Annotated in this window: 23 protein-coding genes and 1 pseudogene; 6 read left to right on the top strand and 18 right to left on the bottom strand. The window is 43.6% G+C overall.

Going from position 1 to position 22,985, the window contains the following annotated elements:
- Nucleotides 1-119 precede the first annotated feature (119 nt).
- Nucleotides 120-1,079: a LysR family transcriptional regulator gene (locus tag IHV80_RS04930; protein ID WP_192890252.1), complete on the bottom strand. Its 960-nt coding sequence runs from the start codon at nt 1,077-1,079 to the stop codon at nt 120-122.
- A 130-nt stretch (nt 1,080-1,209) separates the two neighbouring features.
- Here IHV80_RS04930 and IHV80_RS04925 point away from each other — a divergent pair, with 130 nt between their 5' ends.
- A complete protein-coding gene (locus tag IHV80_RS04925) occupies nt 1,210-2,022 on the top strand; it encodes an enoyl-CoA hydratase/isomerase family protein (protein ID WP_192890251.1) in 813 nt (270 codons plus the stop codon).
- Nucleotides 2,023-2,130: 108 nt separating this feature from the next.
- On the opposite strand, the gene IHV80_RS04920 is transcribed toward IHV80_RS04925, so the two are convergent.
- The 4 genes from IHV80_RS04920 to IHV80_RS04905 all read right to left on the bottom strand — a co-directional run bounded on the left by IHV80_RS04920 (nt 2,131) and on the right by IHV80_RS04905 (nt 6,085).
- Nucleotides 2,131-2,655 carry an NADPH-dependent FMN reductase gene (locus tag IHV80_RS04920; RefSeq protein WP_192890250.1) on the bottom strand — a complete coding sequence of 175 codons (525 nt, stop codon included), beginning with the start codon at nt 2,653-2,655 and terminating at the stop codon, nt 2,131-2,133.
- Nucleotides 2,656-2,674: 19 nt separating this feature from the next.
- Complete coding sequence (locus IHV80_RS04915; protein ID WP_192890249.1) at nt 2,675-3,466, bottom strand: arylamine N-acetyltransferase family protein; 792 nt, start codon at nt 3,464-3,466, stop codon at nt 2,675-2,677.
- A 275-nt stretch (nt 3,467-3,741) separates the two neighbouring features.
- Nucleotides 3,742-5,304: a glutamate synthase-related protein gene (locus IHV80_RS04910; RefSeq protein ID WP_192890248.1), complete on the bottom strand. Its 1,563-nt coding sequence runs from the start codon at nt 5,302-5,304 to the stop codon at nt 3,742-3,744.
- Nucleotides 5,305-5,527: 223 nt separating this feature from the next.
- Nucleotides 5,528-6,085, bottom strand: coding sequence for a DUF1439 domain-containing protein (locus IHV80_RS04905; RefSeq protein ID WP_192890247.1), 558 nt, complete (start codon nt 6,083-6,085; stop codon nt 5,528-5,530).
- Between the two features lie 282 nt (nt 6,086-6,367).
- On the opposite strand from IHV80_RS04905, the gene IHV80_RS04900 reads away from it, so the two are divergent.
- Nucleotides 6,368-7,711 (top strand): sigma-54 interaction domain-containing protein, encoded by a 1,344-nt coding sequence (locus IHV80_RS04900; RefSeq protein WP_192890246.1) that lies wholly within the window; start codon nt 6,368-6,370, stop codon nt 7,709-7,711.
- A 112-nt stretch (nt 7,712-7,823) separates the two neighbouring features.
- Here the strand turns inward: IHV80_RS04900 and IHV80_RS04895 are convergent, their stop codons facing one another.
- Entirely contained in the window at nt 7,824-9,614 is a 1,791-nt protein-coding gene (locus tag IHV80_RS04895) for a hypothetical protein (RefSeq protein ID WP_192890245.1), read from the bottom strand.
- A 402-nt stretch (nt 9,615-10,016) separates the two neighbouring features.
- Here IHV80_RS04895 and IHV80_RS04890 point away from each other — a divergent pair, with 402 nt between their 5' ends.
- Nucleotides 10,017-10,403 (top strand): thiol-disulfide oxidoreductase DCC family protein, encoded by a 387-nt coding sequence (locus IHV80_RS04890; RefSeq protein WP_192890244.1) that lies wholly within the window; start codon nt 10,017-10,019, stop codon nt 10,401-10,403.
- Between the two features lie 232 nt (nt 10,404-10,635).
- Here the strand turns inward: IHV80_RS04890 and IHV80_RS04885 are convergent, their stop codons facing one another.
- The 6 genes and pseudogenes from IHV80_RS04885 to IHV80_RS04865 all read right to left on the bottom strand — a co-directional run bounded on the left by IHV80_RS04885 (nt 10,636) and on the right by IHV80_RS04865 (nt 15,447).
- Entirely contained in the window at nt 10,636-11,070 is a 435-nt protein-coding gene (locus tag IHV80_RS04885) for a GNAT family N-acetyltransferase (protein WP_192890243.1), read from the bottom strand.
- A gap of 35 nt (nt 11,071-11,105) precedes the next feature.
- Nucleotides 11,106-11,882, bottom strand: a complete 777-nt coding sequence (locus IHV80_RS04880; RefSeq protein WP_192890242.1) for a phosphotransferase family protein — start codon at nt 11,880-11,882, stop codon at nt 11,106-11,108.
- Between the two features lie 49 nt (nt 11,883-11,931).
- Entirely contained in the window at nt 11,932-12,546 is a 615-nt protein-coding gene (locus IHV80_RS04875) for a LysE family translocator (RefSeq protein WP_192890241.1), read from the bottom strand.
- Between the two features lie 129 nt (nt 12,547-12,675).
- A pseudogene (locus IHV80_RS25155) lies at nt 12,676-12,993 on the bottom strand (hypothetical protein).
- 74 nt (nt 12,994-13,067) lie between these two features.
- Nucleotides 13,068-14,504, bottom strand: a complete 1,437-nt coding sequence (locus IHV80_RS04870) for a lipopolysaccharide biosynthesis protein (RefSeq protein ID WP_192890240.1) — start codon at nt 14,502-14,504, stop codon at nt 13,068-13,070.
- 16 nt (nt 14,505-14,520) lie between these two features.
- Nucleotides 14,521-15,447: a glycosyltransferase family 2 protein gene (locus tag IHV80_RS04865; protein ID WP_192890239.1), complete on the bottom strand. Its 927-nt coding sequence runs from the start codon at nt 15,445-15,447 to the stop codon at nt 14,521-14,523.
- Between the two features lie 315 nt (nt 15,448-15,762).
- Here IHV80_RS04865 and IHV80_RS04860 point away from each other — a divergent pair, with 315 nt between their 5' ends.
- The gene (locus IHV80_RS04860; RefSeq protein ID WP_192890238.1) at nt 15,763-16,908 is read left to right on the top strand and encodes a glycosyltransferase family 4 protein; all 1,146 of its coding nucleotides are present in this window, start codon (nt 15,763-15,765) and stop codon (nt 16,906-16,908) included.
- 100 nt (nt 16,909-17,008) lie between these two features.
- On the opposite strand, the gene IHV80_RS04855 is transcribed toward IHV80_RS04860, so the two are convergent.
- The 5 genes from IHV80_RS04855 to IHV80_RS04835 form a co-directional block, all read right to left on the bottom strand.
- Nucleotides 17,009-17,800, bottom strand: coding sequence for a ribonuclease H family protein (locus IHV80_RS04855; RefSeq protein ID WP_192890237.1), 792 nt, complete (start codon nt 17,798-17,800; stop codon nt 17,009-17,011).
- 81 nt (nt 17,801-17,881) lie between these two features.
- Complete coding sequence (locus tag IHV80_RS04850; RefSeq protein WP_192890236.1) at nt 17,882-18,187, bottom strand: NIPSNAP family protein; 306 nt, start codon at nt 18,185-18,187, stop codon at nt 17,882-17,884.
- A 50-nt stretch (nt 18,188-18,237) separates the two neighbouring features.
- Entirely contained in the window at nt 18,238-18,567 is a 330-nt protein-coding gene (locus IHV80_RS04845) for an AzlD domain-containing protein (protein WP_192890235.1), read from the bottom strand.
- A gap of 2 nt (nt 18,568-18,569) precedes the next feature.
- Nucleotides 18,570-19,298, bottom strand: a complete 729-nt coding sequence (locus IHV80_RS04840) for an AzlC family ABC transporter permease (protein ID WP_192890234.1) — start codon at nt 19,296-19,298, stop codon at nt 18,570-18,572.
- 104 nt (nt 19,299-19,402) lie between these two features.
- A complete protein-coding gene (locus IHV80_RS04835) occupies nt 19,403-20,236 on the bottom strand; it encodes an AraC family transcriptional regulator (RefSeq protein WP_192890233.1) in 834 nt (277 codons plus the stop codon).
- A gap of 247 nt (nt 20,237-20,483) precedes the next feature.
- Between IHV80_RS04835 and IHV80_RS04830 the strand changes: the two genes are divergently transcribed.
- A complete protein-coding gene (locus IHV80_RS04830; RefSeq protein WP_192890232.1) occupies nt 20,484-20,822 on the top strand; it encodes a hypothetical protein in 339 nt (112 codons plus the stop codon).
- A 175-nt stretch (nt 20,823-20,997) separates the two neighbouring features.
- The gene (locus tag IHV80_RS04825) at nt 20,998-21,759 is read left to right on the top strand and encodes a transporter substrate-binding domain-containing protein (RefSeq protein WP_192890231.1); all 762 of its coding nucleotides are present in this window, start codon (nt 20,998-21,000) and stop codon (nt 21,757-21,759) included.
- Between the two features lie 114 nt (nt 21,760-21,873).
- On the opposite strand, the gene IHV80_RS04820 is transcribed toward IHV80_RS04825, so the two are convergent.
- Nucleotides 21,874-22,797: a DMT family transporter gene (locus IHV80_RS04820; protein WP_192890230.1), complete on the bottom strand. Its 924-nt coding sequence runs from the start codon at nt 22,795-22,797 to the stop codon at nt 21,874-21,876.
- Nucleotides 22,798-22,985: the final 188 nt, after the last annotated feature.

Here is a 22,985-nt window from a genome sequence, read left to right as displayed (position 1 = left end):
ATCCAATGCACTATCTAATATATACAGAACAATAGAGTTCACTTTAACTTTAGATCTAAATTTGAGCTTAGGTAACAAATTCAACTGAGTGTTATACAATCACCTCAGTGATAAGCGGCTTATGATTTCATTCTGCGATTACCATACATCCCATCAAAGCCCGCAATACCTTGCTCCCAAACAGGCTGTTCTTCCCCGACTATCGATTTTAAAGTGTCGATGAAAAGCTTGGTTTTTATCGGCGCGTCTCGATGAGGATAAACCGCATAGAAGGTACCAAAATCATCCAATGGCAAATGCGTCATGATAGGTACTAACTCGCCCTTTAATACTTCATCAGTGATCATCTGTGCCGTAACCACCGCCAAAGTATTACCTGTTAGTGCGCTCTTCGGAATCATCTCCACATCATTCACCTTATAGGTCGCGTTGAGCTGAAAATGCTGTGTATTGCCCTCTCCATCACGGTAAGAGAATTTGTCGATCACCAACCCCGGTGCGGCATAAATGGTGGCAGGCAGTGACTCTAGTTTTTCGATAGTGTCAATTGCCCCATGTCTATCGATGAACTCAGGAGACGCGACAATCAAGAGTCGGCTTCGCGCTATCTTGCGGCTGATTAAGCTAGAGTTTTTGGGCTTACCAATACGAAAGCCAATATCGAACCCTTCTTTGACCATATCAACGATGCGATCTTCGAGCCTCAATTCAAAATCGACATCCGGATACTGTTTCTGGAACACTGATATGGCTTGCTGAACATACTGCCTACCAAACATGGTAGAGCTCGTAATTCTTAACAGGCCTCTAGGCTCTGAATGGTAGTTCTGTGCCAAGCGTTGTGTGTCATTGAGCAAGGCTCGCAATTGATAGGCTTGGTTGACCATCTCGTTGCCAGCGGCAGTGAGCGACAAAGAGCGAGTGGTTCTGTTCAACAGTCGGACATCGAGCTCTTCTTCAAGACGACTGATCTGTTTAGAGATGACAGAACGGTCAACGTTCCTCTGCTCAGCGACTTTGACGAATGAGCCTAGTTCGATCACTTCCAACAGCAATAATAAACGACTTGATGTATCCATAACGCCCTTTGTTGCATTTGAAGCACCAATTAGGTGCCAATATGACTATTTTTCTCATCTTATTACAAATCTATAGTAGCTGCACATAACGGAGACAACATTCAGTCCCAAATTATTAGAGGAAACTAAAATGGCATTACTATCTATTTCTACTCAAAATGGCATTGCTACTGTATCAATCAACAATCCACCAGCGAACGTATTAACTTTCGATTTAATTAATGAAATCAATGAGTTTGTTCTTTCGCTAAAAGATGACCGCGATACTAAAGTGGTGGTATTCAAATCACGGCATGCTGAGTTCTTCCTTGCTCATTTAGATCTAAACGTGATCAACGGCACCCAAGGTGGGCAAGCTGGCTCAATCGAATTCAACCACATGATTGAAAACATCAAAGCGATGAAACAAGTCTCTGTGGCTATTGTTGATGGTGTCGCTCGTGGTGGAGGCAATGAATTTGTGATGGCGTGTGACCTTGCTTATGGCACTGAAAACTCAGCGTTCGCACAACCAGAAATTCATGTAAACATCCCAACCGGTGGTCAAGGCGCGGTGCAGTTTGCAAGACGCATGGGTAAAAACAAAGCGCTGCAAGCATTGTTGCTCGGTAACGATTTTACGGCTCAACAAGCTGAAAGTCGCAATATCATCACTCAGTTCGTACCGAAAGCAGAGCTTGAAGATTTCTTAGCGGCAACACTTGGTGTGATCAGCCAATTGGAAGTGCGTGACATCGTGATGTACAAAGAGATCATCGCAACCTCAATCAAAGATGAGCAAGCGGGCGCAGAGCTAGAACCGCGTTACTTCTTAGAGCGTGCAAAAGAGCAAAAAACAGCAGCCATCATTGCAGCATTCTTAAAACATGGCGGTCAAACTGAACGTGAAGCGAAAGACATTCAAGGTATCTTCGTTGATACCGCCGCTGAGTTATCAAACTAATACAGCACCTAAGGCAGCCATTACGTTATGGCTGCCTTTTACTTTTAAGATCTACCCACTCACTGAATGAACCGAATGAGCCGAATGAACTGAATGTACTAAAACCACTTAGCCGATCTTTTTCATAATCATCTTAAGATTGTCGATCATCTCTAGGTTGGTCATCTCACCAGTTTCCATATTGAAGTTATCGTAGAAGCTTGGCACTGACATTGAGCCTTTTACATCGGCATCGAAGTAAGGCGCAGAGTTAACCGCAGAAGATAACACCGAAGTCGCACCACCTGGGCCCGGAGAGGTAGCAAGCATGACTACAGGCTTGCCTTGATACACTTTCATGTCGATTCGTGATGTCCAATCAAACACATTCTTAAAGGCCGCGGTGTATGAGCCGTTGTACTCTGCAAAGGAGATGACCACAGCGTCAGCTTCACCAATCTTGCTAAAAAAGCGCTGCGCGTGTTGATGAACGCCGGACTCTTTTTCTCTGTCTTCACTATAAATAGGCATCTCGAAATCATTAAGATCCAGCACCTCTACTTGCGCGCCCTCGACTAAGCTTGCGGTGTACGCTGCTAATTGTTGGTTAATCGATGCTTTACTGTTGGTCGCGCCAATCGCTAATACTTTCATTGTTGATCCTCGAATTTGGTTAGAAACATTTCTCTAAAGTTTGAAAAGGCGCATTTGGCGCTAGACCAAAGTACGTTTGTAATGCAGCAAAATAAGCAGGCTCGTCTTCAAGTAACCACTCTTCTGTTGAGCCGTTTTTGCTAATTTTAATTTTCTGGTTAAGTAGCGTGACAATCCCACCTTCAATCGGCAGCGCTGCAATACAGTTTGATGTGAAAATCGATTTCGGACTGTTTGAGGTAAAGAAGTTGCTCGACTCTAGGTCGTTGGCACACACATACGTCATGTCTAGGCTGTAGACGTTCATCCACTCTTCACTCTGCTTGATTTGCAATAGCAAGCCGTACAGTTCGTCTTCTATGAAACGGAAGGTTTGTAAGTCATTAGACTGTTCTAAGTTGGTTTCTAGTAGTAACGGCGCTCGAGGGGTAAAGGTGCCAAAGCCCGCATCCACCAGCCATTGTTTGCCTTCAATCGTTACCAAGGTCACGCGATGGCTACGCCCTGTAGGCTCACCAGCTAAGTGAACACGGCCAAGTAAACTTCTCGCTTCAAAGCCCAAGTGGCTTAATACGTTCAACAACAGTCCATTTAACTCTTGGCAATAACCGCCTCGCTGATTTACTACTAGCTTCTCATGCAGTGCGTCTGCTGAAAGCTGAATCGGCAACCCCTGAACCACATCAAAGTTTTCAAACGGGATACTTCTGTGTTGGTGTTGATGGATCGCCTTTAGGCTCTCTATTGTGGTATCGCTTGGTTGAGATAAGCCGATCCTTGAAAAATACTCGCTGATTTGACTCTGTTCCATACCTAACCCCTGATTCGTTTTTGTCATCTCATGACTTGCTTCTACTGAGCTTGCTGCCCTTAAAAGTGACAAGGTGATGCTTTATGTTTTTAGATTGGGGACGATGATAAAACCTCAAGTTAACTTGAGGTAAAGCGATATTTTCAAAAAATAGGAAATAATTTAAAAGTGCTTATAAAGCAGTTAATTACGAAAGGATAAATATAGATTAGTATTACACAGACGAAAACAAGCACACCCATAAATACAGTGAGTGTGCTTTATCGATGTGCTGTTTACTTAAGTGGGTTTAGTGGACTGACACCAGAATATGTCACGCCCGATAGTTCTGCCATTTCACGATTCCATGTTGCCAAATCGTGAGGATTAAACTGATTCAAGTGATCATGCCCACACGCTCTCGCCATCACTTGCATTAATTCTGTCGACGCCTCGAAGAAGTTTTTAAGCTGATTCGATGCCTTCTCCACATTTAAACGCTGGCGTAAATCGGCCTTCTGAGTCGCAATACCCGCTGGGCAATTATTGGTGTTGCACATTCTCGCCGCCACACAACCTATCGACTGCATGGCACTGTTTGAGATAGCGACACCATCAGCGCCAAGCGCCATCGCTTTCACAAAGTCCATCGGCACACGTAAACCACCCGTGATAATCAATGTGACTCTGTCACTGACACCTTGCTTGTCTAGATAGGCTCTAGCACGAGCTAAAGCTGGAATCGTTGGCACACTGATATGGTCGCGGAACATTTCTGGCGCCGCCCCAGTACCACCGCCACGCCCATCCAAGATGATGTAATCGGCACTGGCATCCAATGCGAACTGAATATCCTCTTCAATATGATTGGCACTCAACTTGAAGCCAATTGGGATTCCGCCCGTCACTTCTCGAACTCGGTCAGCGAATTTCTTGAAATCCTCGACGGTTTTTAGATCAACAAAGGTAGGTGGAGATATCGCAGCTGTACCCGCTTCAATGCCGCGCACCTCTGCAATCTTGCCGATATTCTTAGCCCCCGGTAAGTGACCGCCTGTTCCGGTTTTAGCCCCTTGTCCGCCTTTAAAATGGAAGGCTTGGACATTTTTGAGCTTCGCTTCATCGTAACCAAACTGAGCACTGGCTAATTCATAAAAGTAACGAGAGTTCGCAGCCTGCTCTTCGGGCAACATACCGCCCTCACCCGAGCAGATTCCCGTTCCCGCGAGCTCCGCACCTGTCGCTAAAGAGACCTTGGCTTCTTCAGACAAAGAACCAAAACTCATATCAGATACAAACAAGGAGATGTTCAATTTGAGCGGTTTTTTCGCTTTTGGCCCAATAATAAGCTCAGTACCTACTGGCACATGTTCCAACAGAGGTTTCGTCGCCATTTGTGCAACCATCACTTGAATATCATCCCAATGAGGTAATAGATATCTTGGAACACCCATCGATGTCATTGGCCCGTGATGCCCAACCTTAGATAAACCATCTCGTGCTAATTGATGAATGAACTCAACCGTGGGTTCTTCTTTGGTTGCAGAAGCCGCTGGCGAGCGATCTGGCGTTGCCGCTTGGATATGAACATCGGGGCCTTCTTGACCTACTTGTTCAGCCGTAAACTGTTTATGGGTACCATCACAAAAAGGAAGATTGTTTGAATACTTACAGCGACACAGATAGGCGTCGCCGTTTTCCTCGGCCACGAAACTCTTCGGTTTGAAGCCGGTTCCTGCATGAGAGCCGTCGCAGTAAGGTTGGTTTTTCGATTTACCACAGGTACAGAAGTAATACTCCTCCCCTTCTGTTAGCTCCACTTTGATGGGCTTGGTATCCGCTATCACTGGATTCTTCATAGTTCGTTCACCTTTTCTTTCTTATGATTTGATGACTGCAGCGATGACTTGCTCACAAGAGTAAAGTAAAGGTGAGATACGCGGCTAATTCAATAAATGAGCCTGAGAAAGCAAGCTTAATAGACAGCCTAAAAAAAGAAGCATTGCCTGTTCAACACAAACAAAAATGGCCACCAAACTGGCAGCCATTGTGTTTTACTGAGTCTAAGCTAAACGTGAAAGGTTAATCGAATAACTCGATGACCAGCTTGTTGTCTTTAATCACAAGGTTAGGTTCCGAAGACTTAATCAATGACTCTTGAACCTTATTGCTGTCGAGTTTGTAAACTGGCGACTGAGACAACGCAAAACCAATCATAGAAACGGCAGGCTTAAGTAGTTTGGCGATCTCAGGCGAAAGCTGTTTGTCTTTTTCTTCAAAGCGCTCTAAACGCAGTGATTTCAAATAAATCTCGCCACTCTCTTTGTCATATTCAGGAATCGCACTGAACTCGATATCAAGATCCAACCTCATGTTCGGCACGTTAAACACCTGAACTTGTGCATTGGTATTCGCCAGAACAGAAACGCGCTCGGCATCAGCTCGGCCAATTTTCACCGCTAAGTCATCGACAGCCACTTGCGCATACATAACGTTTTGCACACCGACTTCTTGCTCTAACATCACAGAATCTTGAAGATAGTTCGTCATTTCTTGTTCAGTAACGCTATAGCTAACACACCCGCCTAACATCAACGCTGAAACAACTGGAATGATCATTCTCGATAATTTAATTCTCATAGATATCAGCTCTTTATATTTAGTGACTTACGCGAAGTTTACCTTGTGAACCGTGCACAAAACAGTAAAAACACGATATTAGTTAATACCTTTATTAATAAGCATAACTATCAGTAAGTAAAGCTTCAGATTGACGTTGTCTCTTAAGGTAATGCCACTTGTTAACTCAACGTTCCCGAATTTGTGTACTCGAATTAATTGAATTTTACTTCTAAGCTTATGGGGTATTTAGGGGGCTTACTAAAGGTTTCATCATGGATAGAAACATGAAGAGTGAGCACAATGCCATCAAAAAGAGTATCACCTGAACCAACAACTCGTTCCGTGATTCTGTTATGCAACACCGCATGCCTGCATCATAAACAGTGGGTAGAGGAACTGCGTCTCCATAAATGGAAAGCTCAACTTGCAGAAACCAGCGAGCAGGCCATTCACTTGCTCAATTCCCACAGTCACTGCTGCACACCAATTGTCGTTTCCTGTCTAACATCATCTTCAATCGACAAACAATGTGAGCAAATTTCAGCACTGAAGGCTCATTCTCCAAGTTTAAAAGCAATCGCTATCTGTAGCCTGCCACCAAGTCACGACTTGCCACTCATTAAGCAAACCTTCTGGGACTATTACCATCTGCCCATTGATACCGAATGGCTTGCCCGTAGCTTAGGGCACGCGTATGGCATGATAGATTGCAAGCAAAACAAGTCCAAGCCAGTCTCGATCGGTGAGTATCAATTGGTGGGCCAATCAAACACCATCCAGCAACTTAAAAAGAAGATAGCTAAGATCGCTAACAACGATTTCCCAGTGCTGATTCAAGGAGAGACAGGAACAGGAAAAAGCCTATGTGCGCGTTTAATACATGAGGCCTCAGCACGCAGTCAAAAACCTTTCATCGCTGTCAATTGTGGCGCTATTCCACAATCCCTAATTCACTCAGAGTTATTTGGCTTTGAAAAAGGCTCGTTCACGGGAGCAAACAAACGCTACGTCGGACACGTGGAAAGAGCGAATGGTGGCACGCTATTTTTGGATGAGATCGGCGATCTTGAACTGTCACTACAAACCTACTTACTCCATTTTCTAGAAAATAACTTGATAGAGCGATTGGGCAGTAACAACCAATTACCCGTAGATTGCCGCGTAATTTTCGCCACCAACGTCAACATCGAACAGGCCGTTGCTGCGGGTAAATTTCGAAAGGATCTCTTTCACCGGATCAATGTACTTCCATTGGATTTAGTGCCACTCAATGATCACAAAGAAGACATTGAGGATTTGGTTCGCTTTGAACTGAAGCACAATTACGCATCCAAAACCAAACTGCCTAGTGACACCCTTGAGCAAATGAAACAGTACCATTGGCCGGGCAATGTCCGAGAATTATTCAACTGCATAAAAAGAGCGATTGTTCTTTCTAATTCAAGTGCCCTCTCTACTCGTCATATGGGGATTCAATTGAAAGACGCGTCGCACGACACTGAGAATGACACTCGACTTTCTTCAAAAAATGTTCGTCGAGTGATTCAGCAACACCACTACAATATTTCTCAATCAGCTAAAGCGTTGTCTATTTCTCGGACAACCTTATACAAGCTGATCAAAAAACATCAGATAATAATTTAAGTCGCCTAGCTAGCTAAGCTAGCTAACTAATAAAGCAGCCTAACGAACTAATAAAGCAGCCTAACGAACTAGGCTGCTTTAGAGTTTAATTGAGTACAATTGATGAAAGTATTTATGGCTCAGGTACAGTGAATGGACAAACATCACAGGTTGCAATGTTCGATGTTTCCATAAATGCTTCTTGCAAGAACAACGAGTCAAACGTTGCTGTAACTTGATTAGATAGCATTCCTGCAGTTCCGGTCGGTAACACATTTGGCGCATAAGTTTTACTGACTTGTGTACACACTTGACCAATCGCATCACCAAAGTTCGGTATCCATTCTCCTTCACCCGTTTTACAAGCAAACAGCTCAGGGTCGGCACTTAATGCACTACACATATTGCCAGCACCACATGTGGTCACATCCTCAAGATCATTACAAGGTAAAGCAAAATCGAGGTAATAACTGCTGTTGACTACTTCAGTAGGTAAATCAGAACGGCTCAAAGAGTCATCCTTAGAGTCCACTAGCGATTCAATGGCCAATGGGATATCACCGGTATTACATATTTCAACATCATAGGTTTTCTTAAGCACAACTTGACCGCCATCAACCTCTAAGAAGCTATTACACACCTTAGAAATCTCAACCATCGGGCTCAAGTCTATTGGTGGACAATTGTAAGCCACTGGCGCTTGAGCATTCACGATAAGCCCATCAAGATCCACCGCACCATCTATCACGCCGACGGCACCGTTATTTACAGACAGATAATTCCCCATGATTGAGAATGACTCACCAACACTCCACACTTCATCACCGTTACCCACGACAGGAAGCGCACCTAAGATTGGTGACTCAGATAAAAAGGCCACTTCGTAATCACCATTGGTGCCTAACGAACCAGGGCCGGTATTGGTTACCGTCACGGTGTAATCGATATTAAACATGCCATCAACCGTAAAGCTGGTTGTGTTACAAGTCGCCGCTATATTGATGCTACATAAACTGAATGAACCGACAACGAAGTCAGCCAAAGATGCATCAATCGAACGAGAAGCTCGTGACTCCACTAAGAAGCTACTGAAACAAGGAATATCCTCAATACCAAACTCATCATTCAACAGAGCTGACAAGTTTAATCGACCTTCCACAAAGCTCTCTGTTGGAATCGTTGTTGTTTCACCCGTTTTAGCTAGATAGTCCCAACCTTGTACATTGGGTAAAGCAATTGCCCCGATAGAATCATCATTTGAAATCGCGCAGATCTTCTCGACACCAACAGCGCCGCTGCCACATCTTGCACCAACGAAATCATTCGATTTAGGGTCACCGTCTGTTTGGAAAATTCTCGTCATGTTGTCGGTGACATCGCCATTATTCAAATCCCACTGCAACACTTCTATGTACGGATTACCGCCACTCGCTTGTGGGAATGAAATCAGCACAAGGATGTCTCCATTGACATGCTGCCCAACAAAGTCGCCCTTAGTCTTCCCATCCGGCAACCCTACTTGATCTTGTAAGAACCAGAAGCCAATGTACATATCACCATTGTTCGCATATCGGTCTGCACCAAAGTAAATCAGCAAGTCACCTCCGCTTTCAAAGGCAGCAGCATACGCATTGGTAAAGTCATCTTTTGGTTGTGGTGACGCGGTACGGAACGCCCAATCTGTAATGTCGGAATCATCTTTTGACCCACCCTTCCAAAAGATTTGGTCGATACCGTTACGGTCTTTTTGAAAAAATTCTGCAATCCCAACCATGCTGTTAGGATCATTGACATCGTCCCAATCAATACCACTATTATCACTGGTCGCATTACCATCAAGTTCCATCACATCAACAGTAGCACCAGCGACATTTGGAATACTGAACAACAAAAGTACGCAAAATAAATAATTTATAACCTTCATGTTCTCTCTCCATTTATCCATACTTACGCTTTTAGAGTTTTCTTCCATACCCAAATTGGAGAAAATCCTTTAGCAATTCGTAGGTTCGAAAGAGCATATTCCAAGCCAAGTTCAACTTATTGAATTGCTTGATGTTTATATATGGAAGACACACCTTTATTGGACGCTTTGTTATCATTTGTCCATAAAGCAGAGATTTGACCTAACAATCAATGAGTTGAAAAGGTGAACAAAGTGTCTACGTCAGGCTCCTTTTAGAGCTTTGATACGAGGTGAGTGAACTTTAAAAGGTGCAATAACGTAGCCAATACTAGATTATTGAATAACAAGCGATTGAATTGACTGGTAACGGCTTAATGGGTAACAGAAGGTTCAGGTCGTGAAATGATAGGCGAACAGACGATGACACAACTTACGATATTTTATGATGGAACATGTCCATTGTGTGCGAAAGAGATGGCCGCGCTTGCCAAGCATGATACCGACAATAAGATCCAAACCATCGATATCTACAGTGAGGCGTTTTCAAACTACCCGCAAATAGATGCAGAGGCAGCCAATACGATTTTGCATGCACTCGATGAGCACGGAAAACTGCTACTTGGCTTAGACGTGACTTACCAAGCATGGAACTTAGTAGGAAAAGGTTGGCTTTATGCTCCATTACGTTGGGCGATATTCAAGCCAATTACAGACTGGTGCTACCTAAGATTTGCCAAGAATCGATACAAGATTTCGTTCTGGCTAACCGGAAAGTCACGGTGCAACGGAAACAGCTGCACTAAATAGTGATGAGTTAAGACATACCACTAGCGACTTTGTAGTAAACGATGCCAAACAGTGCAGCGAATACCAATACTGTAACGGCGACTTTCAACCAAATAAACTTCATCTATTACCCCTAAATTTCATATCGATAAGTGCTAAATACAAATACACCATAAAAAGCATGAATAATCATTAAATTATATTGTGTTCTCGCTAACGACAACTCACCTTTTTAACCGACTTAAAGCACAGGTTACATCGTCAGTTGCATCACCAACCTTGGTTCATCATCGCCAAAATAGTTCGACTCTTCTTTGATTGTGACAAAACCTATAGATGCATAAAGCGCACAAGCAGATGTATTATTGGGATCCACAGTCAGCAATATCTTCGATTCTTCCGGCAGTGTCGCTATCGCATGCTCCATCAATGAACGACCAATTCCCATCCCGCGATAGTGACCATCAACGGCCAGTGACAGAACCCAATACTCTTGTGGCTTGTCTGTTGGTGTCATCAATACATAGCCCGCAACCTTAGATTCTTGCTTGGCTACCAACAAGCCTTTTCCCCAGCAATCAAATGCCTGACGGAAGAAAAACTGCGGGTAGGCATGGTCGCCAAACAAAGCACGTTCAAGTTGGTAAATCTCAGCCAGTTCCTGTTTTTCCGCACAGACAATATTCATAGATAGACCTTTATAGATATGACTCCTCCCTTCAACTACAATCTGCCTTCAACTAAAGACAACCAAGTAGGTATTTGTTCTCTGTACCACTGGATGTATTTCGAAGCTTCGGGGTTGTTACGTGCGACTAATATATTCGTGACTTCGACTACGATCCAGCTTTTCGCGATGATCAATTGCCTTATTAAATCTTCACGCGAAATCAGACTGTTATGAGGCAGGTACTGGTCAACAATAAACTCATAGTCAGACAAAGTACCCATTCGGGAAACGAGCGGTGCTAAATCAATAGCTGGGCTACCATAACCAAAACGCTCCCAATCAAATAACACGAGCTGACCGTTATCTCTCCTGCCCCAGTTTCCTTCGTTCGCATCCCCAGAGACCAAGGTGTTATGGTTAAACAGAGCATCACTATGTTGCTGAATACACAGTAAGCTGTCTTGAGTAACTTGAGGTAAATTAAGAGATGCTAATGCAGCTTCGGTGCCATGGGCATGCCAACCGTGCTCTTTGACTGTAAAGCTCGGCGAGTATGGACACTGATGAATACGAGATAATTGCTGATACACCTCTGTGGAGGCTTGAAGCTCATTTAATGTCAAAGAGTGCGGAATATGTTCAATAAAGAGATCATTTCCTTCCACAGCCAATAACTTAGGGCTATTCACACCAGACAAATGTTGTGCAGCATGTTGGTAAAAAGAAATCTCAACCTCACCCGCCCCTTGCTTGCGAATGCAAGGTTCACCGTTAAGTTCGACCAGTGATACCTTAGCCAAACCCATTTTGGATAAGTCTTTGTTACTCATCAGCTCCCTTCCCTGCTTTAAGCTGCACCAAGATAATTAAAATCGAAAACTACTGTCGACTAACCAACAGATTAGCACCGGATAGTGCAAGAAAAACCGAGCACGCTTTGTTAAAACGTTTTGCCATTTGCGGCTTAGAGAGCCAGTTTCTGAGATATAAACCAAAAGCGGCGTAGATAGATATCGCAAGCAGTTCTAACACTAGGAATGTACCACCTAGAATGAAGAACTGTGAGTTTACATTGACTGATACATCAACAAATTGAGGTAAGAATGCAGTAAAGATAAGTATCGCTTTTGGGTTGCCCGCGGCAAGAGCGAACTCTTGTTTGACTAGGCCGAGCCTGTTTTTATTACGTTCAATACCTAAGATAGGGCTGGCTTGAGATCGCCATAGGTTAAACGCAATCCATAATAGATACATCGCGCCAAATAGCTTGATAAGGAAAAACAAAGTTTCAGAGGTATAAAGCACGACAGCCAAGCCGGATGCCGCCAACGCAATCATGCCAGAGAAGGCAACAATTCTGCCTAGCCCCGCGATCAATGCCGTTTGAAAGCCATAGCAACGGGCATTATTCATCGACAATAGATTATTTGGGCCAGGCGTCATGTTCAGCGCAAAGCACGCTGGAATAAACAGCAGCAACTTCCATATTTCCATCGGGATGTCCTAGTCGTCATGTATCAGGTAATCGAATCATTAAATGCGATAGAACCTTTTATAACAGCATTTTATGTACTTTGTAATAGGACTAAAAAGAAGTGCCTCTCGGTAAATGTAACCTTTCAGCTAGTTCTCAAAAAATTTCTCATATTCCGGAGTCGATAGATTTTCAGCAATGCCTACCTCTCCCACGAAGTAGATCGCACTAGCTATCGTATCTATCGTTGGGTTAGATTCGCGTTCAGGAAAATCCCCCGCAGCAGGAACTAACTGTGGCTCGGATATTGAATTACAGACAAGGCTGGTACAAACGCTATGCTGCGTTTCCATAGATGAGAACTCTGACGCATCAAAATGGTTAGACAATAAATCTTGGCTGGCAAGCTCAGCAGAAGCATGCGATAGAGTTGATCAAAACGCTGAGAGTACAATCCACTTATTCATATATCTTTCCATAGTTAGCATTCATTGAATTTATAAATACTATCTACTCTAGTTAATTATGAGCAGTGTTTTATTCAGTTTGCGTGCGACTGTTTTTCCGGTATGAACTTATCAAGCAGAGCCTGAGGGACAACGATCACCGAATATTTCACAAAAGCCACCAGCGTGATCAACGCGACGACGGCCCCTAAAACAAACTCATGGACATCAACCAGGATCAATCCAAGAACACGGTCACAAACAATAGCGACAATGGCAATACTGATTGCTGTTATCCATCTGCGGTGGTCATAAGGCAAACACTCCATCGATTGGCTTACAAAATACAGAAGCAGTAGCCTCAAGATATAAATCGCACACAGAACAGCAATGACGCCCCACACACCGTAAGTTGGGGTAATGGTAAAATAACCGATTGCCGCCAATACCGCACAACCACCTTGGATCCACATCTGTGATTGACTTGAGTCACCACTGAAACAGCCTAAGTTGAGGTAGTCGCCCGCACTTTTAATAACAGCGATGGCCAGCAGTGCGACAACTATAACCCCAGCCTGATGATAGCTGCTTGGTAAGATAAGAGAAATGAAGCCTGGGACAGTTAAGATCATCAAGCCTCCTAACACTATGGCTAGATTAACTCCGATTAAGGCCCTGTCTGCACACATTTTGCTACCGCCGGGTTGCTGAAGCATGGCGACTCGATTCGGAAACCACCAAAGCGCGTAAGGTTGTAACAGTAAGCCTAGAATCAACGCAAACTTACCACTAACCGCATAAACGGCCAACTCCTCTACCCCAACAAAGCTTGCCATCACCCAGCGATCTAACCCGGTGATCATATAAATGGATGCACCACCGACCAGCGTTGGCAGGCCAAATTTCAAGATCTTTGCTGAGTACTGGAAACAACCTAGATTGCCCATCTGCTGCCATTGATAACGCACCAGACAAACCATCAATAACACACTAGAAGCTGCGGCAGAAACTAGTACACCATCAATGCCATAACCGGCTTCAAGCAGAACAAATGTCATAATCGCCTGAACACCGGCTTTCAACACATTGAGTTGGCAAAATCGCTTCGCCATTGCATTCATTCGCATCAAAGTAAGCGGGATGGATATTGCCCCATCGAGCATCGTAGGAATAAGTAGAAGAATGATCTGATAAGGTTGGAACTCGACTGGCAACATCAGCAGTAACAGAGGCATACTAAAAACAATTAAGACGCCTCCTAACACACAGACTAAGACACTCAAGGTAAAACAGTTCGAGACAAGCTTTCTCTTTTCTTCACCCTCAGCGACGCCCACATATCGGTACATTGCTTCAACAATACCGAAGCTAAATAATATCGTCCCGATATCGGCCAACAAGACAATGGCCTCTAAAGAACCGTATTCTGCCAACGTCATCTTATGAGTGATATAGGGGATCATCACGAGTGAGATCCCTTTCATCATCAAGATGCCAATAGCGTAATAAGCAGACTGTTTTAATGAGCCCATAGGAGTCACCGATTCCCTACCATGCCGGAGTTAGGAAGCTCTTACAGTCTCCTAGAAGATGTCGTAAGGTTCGTTTTTGCGGAACCAACGCCAACGAGCGGATGCTATAAGAGATGGCCAAGCGGTTTTTCTGTAAACCTCGGTAATAGTCAGCGTAGCCCTCTAATATTCTCGCCTTTGCTATCTTGAAGCTAGACGCTGGCAGGTTCCATCGTTGAGGGTCATTTTGGTAACGCTGAAGAATAGTTTCTATAGACTGTAAATTTCTCAATTTGAGACTTTCAGTTTGAGTGACAGAACTTGCTCTCATTAAATAGCCAACTTGCACCGAGTTCAATACGCCAATCTGGTGGTTCTCACTCATTCGAAGCCACAGCTCCCAGTCTTCCGCATACTTAATATCGGCATTGAAGCTGTCTGTTTGAGAAAACACATCGGCTTTCACCATGACGGTTGAGGTGCCAATAACGTTATTTTCAATAATGAACTCTAGTGGATTCTCAATATTAACGAATAACTCGTCTTGGCCTTGAAACTGCGACCAATAACTAAAACAGTCGACAATCACTTGGTACTCTTCAGTAAGATGTTCGTAGTTAGTAAAGCTCATCGCGAGGTCTGGATATCTTTGGTGAAATTCGAGTTGGCGTTCGAGCTTTTCGGGGAACCAAAAGTCATCAGCATCTAAAAAAGCGATATATTCCCCCGTCGCTTTTTCTATACCAAGGTTTCTCGCTTGAGGCGCACCCACACCCAGAGTTGATAATTTAATGATGCGCTCATCATGTATCGACGAGAGATAAGTCGACGTCCCATCATTACTATTATCGTCAATGATAATTAACTCAACGTCTTGATGAGTCTGCTTAAGTACACTGCCAATTGCCTTAGGCAGGTAATCCAAACAATTATAGGTAGGAATAACAACACTTACTTTAGCCATAATGACGCCCTCAGATTTATACGTTATATGGCTGACGTTGCATGTTCTATGCCGAGAGTGTATTGCAATGAAATTACTTCTAGATCAGTCGCCTACGCGCCTATTCCCAAAATGACGAAAAAACATAGCTGGTCGAAAAGCCTACCACTCCAATTTGATTATCAATTTGAGAAAATGGGCAACTTCTTGGGGCTAACCTTCGGAAAACAATAGAAAGGCCCTCAAAAGCTACGGTTTGATCTTGGTTCGTATCTTGCTTTATTGGTTATTAGCTTGGCTTAATAGCTTTAATCACATGGATTTGAGGAGTAAAGAATGAAGAAAGTAGCATTTGTGGCGCCAACTTACCCGGTACTCAGTGAGACCTTCATTCAAACAGAAGTCGCCTCCGTGAAATCTTGTGGACACGATGTTTGCGTGATGACATTTGAAATAGAAGAGAGCGAAAAATCATTTGACTATGATATTGTGAAAATCGGGCGAGATATTCGAGTTGGTGAGATAGTAAACATAAACTGGTTCGGCTTTATCAAGGCGATATCATTTGTATCAAAACAGACCAGTATGCCTAAAAAGTCATTGTTCGCTTATGGATTCAAATTGGCACTACAGCTTGCCGAAAAAGACATAAACCACGTTCACGCTCACTTCTGCCAACACACCGCTGCTCACGCGATTGTCGCTGCAAAACTGTTGAACATCACCTGCTCGTTCGTTGCCCACGGTCACGATGTTTACGAATTCGCTTATGATATTGAACAGAAAATTTCATCGAGCGATTTTGTGGTCGCTGTATGTAAAGACATGCTAACCGACTTTAACAGCATGGCGAAAGGCAACGTTAAGCTCCTGCACTGTGGAGTAAATATTAAACAATTTCAACTGCACCCAAAAACCGAAGCTAAACAACTTCGCTTCGTTTTTCTTGGCCGCTTAGTTGAACAAAAAGGTATCCACCATCTTATTGATGCACTAGCACCGATAGCCCAACCTCTCGACATTCACCTTGATATCGTCGGCACTGGTGATTTAGAACAACAACTAAAAGCTCAGGTAGAACAACAAGGGCTCACTCGAAACGTAACCTTTTTAGGAGCTAAGCCCCATGAATGGGTGAAAGAGAATCTACCGAATTACGATAGCTTGATCGCGCCATTCTGTTTTTCCGAAACCGGATGTGTAGATACAGGACCATTGGTTTTGAAAGAGGCGATGGCTGTTGGAACGCCTGTCATTACGACCAATATAATGGGGTGCAAAGAAATCGTCTCACCAGAAACAGGATTTGTGGTTCGCGAAAAAAACGTTGAAGAATTAAGGGAAGCAATTGAGCATTTTGCGCAATTGAGCAGCAATGACAAAACAGAGATGGGAATGAGAGCAAGAACAAGAGTGGAGCAAAGTTTTAATTCGTTGAAGCAAGCTCAACAACTGTCTCACTGGATAGAAAACCCAGCTTAACACCCTGAGAAATAAGCCTCATAAAAGGAGGCAGGAACAAAGCGTTACATTGATGCACACTGTAACGCTTCGATAGTCATGTTCTAACTATCAACCTTTCTTAACCCGCTCGCAAAGCTAAGATCTCAGTTAGATCGTCAGTTTCAGTATATCGACTCAAGTCTTGCTCTTTAGAAGCAATCGCCACAATAGACATTCGGTCGGCAAGCTCGTTACCTTCAATACCAACGTGGCCATTAACGTGGTAAATGGTAATTTGAGAAGCCAACTCTTGGTAAAGCGCATACGCAGGCTTAATGATGTCGAGGTTTTTTATCTCACCACCCGACTTCGTCCAGCCTTTTTTCTCCCAACCTGTAGCCCATTTGGTAATGCAGTCAATCGAGTACTTAGAATCGCAATAAATCGCGACAGATAAGCCAGCTTTCAGCTTTTCTTTAGCCAAAATAAACGCTTGCTTCAAGCCATGCAGCTCTGCCGTATTATTAGTACCAACCTGCTGATATAAGCCATACCACAACTCGGTTAACTCGTTATTCAAGTAGACCGCTAAGCCTGTTCCTGCTTCACCAGGGTTCGGCTCACAAGCGCCATCAGTGTATATCTTGATATCGAAAGGCATTTCAGCGATTTGCTGCTCAGAAAGAGGCGGGACTTTCGCTTTCTTAGGCTTACCCGCAGCACTTGGCTTGGTCGATGAAAATCCAGATGTTGAAGCAGAACGAGACGCAGAAGATGCTTTACCGCCGAAAGCAGACTCTGCTTCGCCTAATGTTGGAAACGATTTATATCTCGCACCAGCAAAACCATCAACTTGCGACTTACACTCATTCCAAGTAGTAAAAATACCCGGTGTACGACCTTTCCAAACCACATAATACTTCTTAGCCAAATTAACTCCTTACCAAAACCTAAATACACAAATAGTGAATCAATACATTAGAAGTCACCATGCCATACGTTGCAAGGCCAATCAGTCAAAAACAGGTCTAAAGAAGCTACGCTCATAGCTAACAATACAATCGACCTCATCAGCAAATTCGAAGGCTTTGATACACTCAGGATCGTTTAGCGACTGATTACGGTACTCTTCATAAGCCGCCAAGCTATCAAAAGAGAATAGTGCCAACGCGATATTATTCGCGCCCTCTGATGGCAAGAAGTAACCATTGTGTTGACCGCCAAATTTAGCGACCAAAGGAATCCACATTTTTGCGTAGGTCTCGAAGTCCTTTATCTTCTTAGGATCAATCACATATCGAACATAACAAGTAATCATATTTATATAGCTCTTAAATTATGGGTAAAACATAAAATCAATAATAGAAATCAAGAGAAAAGGAAATCAACCGCGACAAGGTTATAGAACAAAAACACCGCCATGCTGACGCCGATCGTTAGCAACACATTGCCTGTTTTCCATATCAACAATCCGGTCACAAGAGCGCCTATCAAATATGGGTTTTCGATACTTGGCCAAAATGTTTGCTCTGGTGAAAAAACAATCGGCCCCCAAATCGCAGTTAGCACCGCTGGGCTTGAATAACGTAACAGACGTCGCGCAGTTTGATTTAAGCGAAGTGGGATTGCAGGTTCTAGAAACAGATACCGACTAAAGAACACAATCGCTGTCATGAGTAATATCGTTAACCAAATCATCTCTACTTCCCCTCCACGATTGGCTTATTACCATTGTTTCGCTCTTGAAACGACTCGCTGAAAAAGCCCGCTAACATGCCAGCAATCGCCGCAATCATTAGCCCACCGTCAATATTGTTAACCGACATCGCGACCGAGGTAACGAGTGAAACCACCACACACACGACAACAGGTAATGTTCTGATTAGTGGGAAAACTAACGCAATAAAGGTCGCTGCTACCGCGAAATCAAGGCCAATTTCATTCAATGACGGAATTTGGCTTCCTGCGACAATGCCAACAAAGCTCGCGATATTCCAAACCAGATAAAAACCGCCGCCCACACCCGCCGCATACCAACGATTAAACTCTTGCTGAGATTGCCCACTGCAAATCGCAAAAAGTTCGTCGGTGAGCCAAAAACCAAGCAGTAAACGCCAGCGAGCTGGAAGGTGACTGATTTTGTCGCGCATCGATACGCTATATAAAAAGTGCCTTGAGGTGATGAACAGTGTAGTCAATAGCATGGTGCCTAAACCAATACCCGCTTTGAACATACCCGCAGCGACAAGTTGAGCTGAGCCAGCAAACAAAATAGCCGACATTGCCTGCGCTTGAAGTTGATTCAATCCGGCATCTATCGCATATGATCCTGCTAGAATTCCCCAAGGGATAACTGCAATACTCAAAGGCATTCCCGCTAAAACGCCCTTCCATAACTGTGTTCGTCTATCCATTTTTCCACTATCCATATAATTCTATGCTGTCTTCACATTAGCTATTCAATGTAAGAAGAGTTGAGTCGGTTCGATTGTACAAACTTGCTCGATTTCGCGGCTAAATCAATCTGTCCAATTTAGAGCATTTTGATGTATTGCCCCGGCGTGTAGCCATTGGCTTTCTTAAAGTGTCGATGGAAATGGCTTTGATCGTGAAAGCCACACTCTTGAGCAGTATCTGAAATGGTATGCCCTTGCTTCAATAACTTACGCGAAAGCCTTAACCGAGATTGGATCTGATACGCATGAGGCGGAAGACCAAACTCTTTTTGAAAGGAGCGCACTAAATGAAACGGGCTCAAAGCCGCTAGCTTAGATAGCTCCTCCAGGGACACATCGGCTTGTGGAAAGTCATCTAAAAACTCCTTAACCAGAACAAGCTGACGCTGAGTTCTTCCATCGAGTTGAGGATTAAGCGGCGATTTTCCATGTCGGCTAATCAGCTTAACCAACATCCCGTACATCAAGGTTTCACGTAACAAGCGATTATCCGATTCATCAATCGCATTGAACACTAGCCTTAATTGGTTAGCGAGTTCAGGGTCTTCAACAACCGCTCTTAGGAAGTAAGGCGCGCCGTAATTAGGTAAGTTAAGCTCTTGAGTGATTTTGGCAAGTTGCTCTGGCAATGGATACATTGCACGATACGCCCAACCACCTTCAGTCGCAGAATGGCCACTATGAACCTCGTCGGCGTTCACCAGAATAATGGCATCTTGAGGTGCGATATGATGCCCGCCCGTTCTATAGAAGCGCTGAGCTCCCTGCTCAATAACACCAAGCGTGTAGCCCTCATGGCTATGACGTGAGAAGTTCTGCTTTTCGTATTCAGCATTCAAGATTTCAAGGCCACCGAGCTCTTCTGTGATCTTATATTCGGCCTTTTCTTTAGAGCGCTTCTTGTTCTCCATAACAATTCCCAAGCCTGTTAATTATCGAGCGACTTATCAGTCTACTCTATAGGCTCTTTTAGCTTTTGTACAAAATTGCGCTTTTGATCTTTAATACCGTTTTAGTCATTGGCTTAAAGCGACCGATAATACGGTTTTGACTTGGATGAAGATCTTGCTATGTAAGCAGTTAGCGGGAAATTGACAAATCAGTAGCTGAATCATGCCAATAATCTCTGAAAACCATCGGCAATAGACCAGAGACATCATGAAAAAAACCTTAATCCTGTTCTTTTTCTTGAGCCTAACCGGATGCACACACAATCAATCCAAAGCTCTCAGCATGAACGCCTCTTCAGTTAATACGTATCCACAATCTATGTCTAACCTAGAACTGTGTGACACCTTGTATTACGGACGCTCAAGTAACCAAACACTTGCGGCGATTGGCAGTGAGTTTAATCGTAGAGGATTATCAAAGCGTTGGTGTGATACAGAAACCAACAAACTTTACCTGACAAAGACCATTGATTGGGTTGCCGAGCAAGTAGAAGACAAAGAGGAGTCCGAGGAAGAAGCATCGGCAGTGGTGCTGCCTGCTAATTGATAAGTTAATTAATTCAACTCAACTCAATGTGATGCACAAAAGCCACCTCTAGGAATAAAGCTAAAACAAACTGATTACCATGCATGCCTTTGCTCACATCAATATGTATTCGCGTTGATAAATGTTAACAAGTGGTTAATTATCAGTATCCATTATTACTATAAGGAAATAACAAATGAAATGGATACTTGTTGCATTCGTCAGTGTTTTCTCTGTATTCACATACGCAAAAGATTGGAAGCAAATTCGATTTACTGTTGAAGGGGCTTACCCTCCATTCAGTTGGACAACGCAGGACGGTGAATTAGAGGGATTTGAAGTCGATTTGGCCAACGCACTGTGTATCGAGCTAAAGGTGAAATGCATCATCTCAAAAACAGATTGGGACGGTATTATCCCATCACTTCTAAGCCGAAAGAACGATGCGATAATAGCGGCGATGACAATTACCGAAGAACGTGAAAAGAAAGTTAACTTCACTATCCCTTACGCCAAAGTTCCTGCTCGTTTTGTCATGAAGAAAGATCGAGAGATCAATATGGGCGACGACAGCTTGAATGACCTAACTATCGGGGTTCAGCGAGCAACTATTGGCGATAAATACCTTTCTGAGATCTACCCTGATGTAGACATTAAACGTTACGGCTCATTCGATGAAGCTTTTACTGATTTACTCAACGGCCGTCTTGATACCGTATTTGGCGGCTCGATGGGGCTCAATGCGGGCTTTCTTGAAACTGATCAGGGTAAAGACTATCACTTTACGGGTCCTAAATTTACAGAAGAAAAGTGGTTCGGACGTGGTATTGGTGTAGCGGTACGAAAACAAGACAATGAACTCAAAGATCTTATTGATGATGGTATACAACGCTTGATCGACAATGGTCAGCATCAAAAAATCGCAAGTAAGTATTTTTCATACAGTATTTATGAATAACATAATACCTTTCAAATATTGCTGACTGCGATTGTTTGTCTTTTGATTGTAAACACAGCAATATTTTTAACTAATGATGGCAAGGTCAATCATGCCTTGCCCATAAAACTAAACTCAAGCCTTTGCCAACTTAATACGGCGCCATAATCTTCCATCAATGGCCGACAAACCAATGGCGATCAACAACATGCCAACAAAGTGAATCACTTCTAACGACTCATTGAGGAACAGGAAGCCAAGTAAGATAGCGGAAACAGGAACTAACAAAGTAACAAGTAATACGTTGGTCGCTCCCGCAATCTCTAAGATTTTGAAATAAAGAACATAAGCGACCGCTGTCGATAAAACTGCTAGCCCGATTATGGCCGACCATGTGTCTCCACTCATTGCCACAACATCAAGTGGGCCATCTACCATTAATGCGACTGGAGTTAATACAATCGTTGATGCAGTCACTTGCCCTGCCGCAGTAATAATTGGGTTAATTCCCATCGTTTTGAATCGACGCCCATACGCACCAGCAAATGCGTATGACAAAGCAGCCGCTATGATTGCCAACTGGGCAATTAAACTGCCACCGCCACTCAAGGCAGGTAACCCTATCATCACAACAACACCAACAAAACCAATACCGACACCCGCAAGTTTTAACGATGTGACGCGCTCGTCAGGCAAGAGTATTCCTGCCACCACAACCGCAAAGATCGGTGTCGCGGCGTTAAGAATCGATGCTAGCCCTGATGCAATTTGAGTTTGCCCCCATACAATAAGCGCGAACGGGACAGCATTGTTGAGTAAACCCATTCCTAAAAAAGCCCCCCAAACGCGCCACTCTTTAGGCGGACGAAGTCCTATCATCAAAGCAATAATCCACAAAGTGATTGCGGCAATTCCTACCCTGAGCGCGACAATGGTTAACGGAGGAAGATCAGTAACCACAACACCAACGAAGAAGAACGATCCTCCCCATAACATGGAAAGCAGAATCAGCATTGCCCACACTCGTGCATTCATTGAGATATTGATAGTCGATGTCATGGTTCAGTTCACTCTCTAATAATTGGTATGTGATCAATCTTAGCGACCCACAGGAATACAAAACATCCGAATTTTGCGTTATATCTATATTGTTCAACCCCAAAGCTATTGAACCTCAGGAGCTTATAATAAAAATTAGTCAGCAAGAAACGGATGGAACCATCACCGAACATACGGTTAGATAATCG

The organism is Vibrio bathopelagicus (genome assembly GCF_014879975.1).
Taxonomy (GTDB): Bacteria; Pseudomonadota; Gammaproteobacteria; order Enterobacterales; family Vibrionaceae; genus Vibrio; species Vibrio bathopelagicus.
This window is presented reverse-complemented; position numbering and strand designations above follow the sequence as displayed.

Excerpts from the sequence above, each read along its gene's own strand:
- IHV80_RS04930 (WP_192890252.1), bottom strand. The coding sequence starts at position 1,079 with ATGGATACATCAAGTCGTTTATTATTGCTGTTGGAAGTGATCGAACTA.
- IHV80_RS04925 (WP_192890251.1), top strand. The coding sequence starts at position 1,210 with ATGGCATTACTATCTATTTCTACTCAAAATGGCATTGCTACTGTATCA.
- IHV80_RS04920 (WP_192890250.1), bottom strand. The coding sequence starts at position 2,655 with ATGAAAGTATTAGCGATTGGCGCGACCAACAGTAAAGCATCGATTAAC.
- IHV80_RS04915 (WP_192890249.1), bottom strand. The coding sequence starts at position 3,466 with ATGGAACAGAGTCAAATCAGCGAGTATTTTTCAAGGATCGGCTTATCT.
- IHV80_RS04910 (WP_192890248.1), bottom strand. The coding sequence starts at position 5,304 with ATGAAGAATCCAGTGATAGCGGATACCAAGCCCATCAAAGTGGAGCTA.
- IHV80_RS04905 (WP_192890247.1), bottom strand. The coding sequence starts at position 6,085 with ATGAGAATTAAATTATCGAGAATGATCATTCCAGTTGTTTCAGCGTTG.
- IHV80_RS04900 (WP_192890246.1), top strand. The coding sequence starts at position 6,368 with ATGCCATCAAAAAGAGTATCACCTGAACCAACAACTCGTTCCGTGATT.
- IHV80_RS04895 (WP_192890245.1), bottom strand. The coding sequence starts at position 9,614 with ATGAAGGTTATAAATTATTTATTTTGCGTACTTTTGTTGTTCAGTATT.
- IHV80_RS04890 (WP_192890244.1), top strand. The coding sequence starts at position 10,017 with ATGACACAACTTACGATATTTTATGATGGAACATGTCCATTGTGTGCG.
- IHV80_RS04885 (WP_192890243.1), bottom strand. The coding sequence starts at position 11,070 with ATGAATATTGTCTGTGCGGAAAAACAGGAACTGGCTGAGATTTACCAA.
- IHV80_RS04880 (WP_192890242.1), bottom strand. The coding sequence starts at position 11,882 with ATGAGTAACAAAGACTTATCCAAAATGGGTTTGGCTAAGGTATCACTG.
- IHV80_RS04875 (WP_192890241.1), bottom strand. The coding sequence starts at position 12,546 with ATGGAAATATGGAAGTTGCTGCTGTTTATTCCAGCGTGCTTTGCGCTG.
- IHV80_RS04870 (WP_192890240.1), bottom strand. The coding sequence starts at position 14,504 with ATGGGCTCATTAAAACAGTCTGCTTATTACGCTATTGGCATCTTGATG.
- IHV80_RS04865 (WP_192890239.1), bottom strand. The coding sequence starts at position 15,447 with ATGGCTAAAGTAAGTGTTGTTATTCCTACCTATAATTGTTTGGATTAC.
- IHV80_RS04860 (WP_192890238.1), top strand. The coding sequence starts at position 15,763 with ATGAAGAAAGTAGCATTTGTGGCGCCAACTTACCCGGTACTCAGTGAG.
- IHV80_RS04850 (WP_192890236.1), bottom strand. The coding sequence starts at position 18,187 with ATGATTACTTGTTATGTTCGATATGTGATTGATCCTAAGAAGATAAAG.
- IHV80_RS04845 (WP_192890235.1), bottom strand. The coding sequence starts at position 18,567 with ATGATTTGGTTAACGATATTACTCATGACAGCGATTGTGTTCTTTAGT.
- IHV80_RS04840 (WP_192890234.1), bottom strand. The coding sequence starts at position 19,298 with ATGGATAGTGGAAAAATGGATAGACGAACACAGTTATGGAAGGGCGTT.
- IHV80_RS04835 (WP_192890233.1), bottom strand. The coding sequence starts at position 20,236 with ATGGAGAACAAGAAGCGCTCTAAAGAAAAGGCCGAATATAAGATCACA.
- IHV80_RS04830 (WP_192890232.1), top strand. The coding sequence starts at position 20,484 with ATGAAAAAAACCTTAATCCTGTTCTTTTTCTTGAGCCTAACCGGATGC.
- IHV80_RS04825 (WP_192890231.1), top strand. The coding sequence starts at position 20,998 with ATGAAATGGATACTTGTTGCATTCGTCAGTGTTTTCTCTGTATTCACA.
- IHV80_RS04820 (WP_192890230.1), bottom strand. The coding sequence starts at position 22,797 with ATGACATCGACTATCAATATCTCAATGAATGCACGAGTGTGGGCAATG.